This window comes from Pseudomonas sp. SDO5591_S426, assembly GCF_054070755.1.
This window is the reverse complement of record NZ_JBSVXD010000386.1, coordinates 1-1,629: the sequence shown is the minus strand read 5'-3', so window position 1 is coordinate 1,629 and position 1,629 is coordinate 1. Positions and strand designations below refer to the sequence as shown.

At 59.3% G+C, this 1,629-nt stretch carries 2 protein-coding genes; both read right to left on the bottom strand.

Annotated features, from left to right (window positions below):
* Positions 1-61: 61 nt before the first annotated feature.
* Positions 62-1,096: a 2,3,4,5-tetrahydropyridine-2,6-dicarboxylate N-succinyltransferase gene (dapD, locus tag ACW9JC_RS30175; RefSeq protein ID WP_457459624.1), complete on the bottom strand. Its 1,035-nt coding sequence runs from the start codon at positions 1,094-1,096 to the stop codon at positions 62-64.
* 32 nt (positions 1,097-1,128) lie between these two features.
* Positions 1,129-1,491 (bottom strand): ArsC family reductase, encoded by a 363-nt coding sequence (locus tag ACW9JC_RS30170; protein ID WP_046816507.1) that lies wholly within the window; start codon positions 1,489-1,491, stop codon positions 1,129-1,131.
* Positions 1,492-1,629: the final 138 nt, after the last annotated feature.

Below are 1,629 nucleotides of genomic sequence, written 5' to 3'. Positions count from 1 at the left end.
TTTTCGTTGACGTCCATCGCGAGCAAGCTCGCTCCTACAGAGGTGCGGGTGGTCGTGTGGCTTAGTTGTGAGCGTGCAGCGCTTCGTTCAGTTCGATTGCCGATTTGTGGGTTTTGCATTCCACGGCGCCGGTTTCCGAATTGCGACGGAACAGCAGGTCAGCCTGGCCAGCCAGTTCACGGGCCTTCACCACTTTGACCAGCTTGTTGTTCTCGTCCAGCAGCGCCACTTTGGTACCAGCGGTCACGTACAGGCCCGACTCAACAGTGTTGCGGTCGCCCAATGGAATACCGATACCGGCGTTGGCGCCGATCAGGCAGCCTTCGCCAACCTTGATCACGATATTGCCGCCGCCCGACAGGGTGCCCATGGTCGAGCAACCGCCGCCCAGGTCCGAACCCTTGCCGACGAATACGCCAGCGGAAACGCGGCCTTCGATCATGCCCGGGCCTTCGGTGCCGGCGTTGAAGTTGATGAAGCCTTCGTGCATCACGGTGGTGCCTTCGCCTACATAAGCGCCCAGGCGCAGACGTGCAGCGTCAGCGATACGCACGCCGGCCGGCACCACGTAGTCGGTCATTTTCGGGAACTTGTCCACAGAGAACACTTCCAGCAGCTCGCCACGCAGGCGCGCTTCCAGTTGCATTTCCGCCAGTTCGCTCAGGTCAACAGCACCTTGGCTGGTCCACGCCACGTTTGGTAGCAGCGGGAAGATGCCGGCCAGGCTCACGCCGTGCGGCTTGACCAGACGGTGGGACAACAGGTGCAGCTTGAGGTACGCCTCAGGGGTGGACGACAGTTGAGCGTCTTCGGCCAACAGGGTCGCGACCAGCGGCTTGTGGCTTTCGGCCAAGCGCGTCAGCAGCTTGCCTTGCACGGCGTCGATGCCTTTCACGGCTTCAGCCAGTTGCGCAGCCTGGGCGGTGGTGAAAGTAATGGCCTGGTTGCCTTCGGTGTAACCGAGAATCGGTGCAACGGCAGCGACCAGTTCGGCCGACGGGTTGAGCAATGGCTGCGCGTAGAACACTTCCAGCCATGCGCCTTGACGGTTTTGAGTGCCGACACCAAAGGCCAGGCTGAACAGGGTAGTGGACATGTTGATACCTCTAACAAATTGAAACGGGCTGCTTACTTGAGTGCGGCCGCGTAGATATCTGGCTTGAAGCCAATCAGGGTTCGGTCACCGAGATCGAGCACCGGGCGCTTGATCATCGAAGGTTGTGCGAGCATCAGTTCGATGGCTTTCGGCTGGTCGAGATCGGCTTTGCGTTCGTCGTCGAGCTTGCGAAAGGTCGTGCCTGCACGGTTCAACACCACTTCCCAGCCGTGCTCGTTGCACCACTGGGTCAGGTGTTCACGGTCGATACCGACCGCTTTGTAATCATGGAAGTCATAGCTGACAGCGTGTTCATCGAGCCAGGTGCGCGCCTTTTTCATGGTGTCGCAGGCTTTGATGCCGAAAAGGTGCAACGTTTTGCTTGAAACGGTCAAGGAATTGCCCCCTTTACAGGTGCTGGAGAAAAAAGGTGACGGATTATGCCATGACCGGACGGTTTCGCGGCGGCTATGGCGTAAAACCTGTAGGAGCCGAGCTTGCTCGCGATGGCGGTGGATCAGTCTACGGTGATG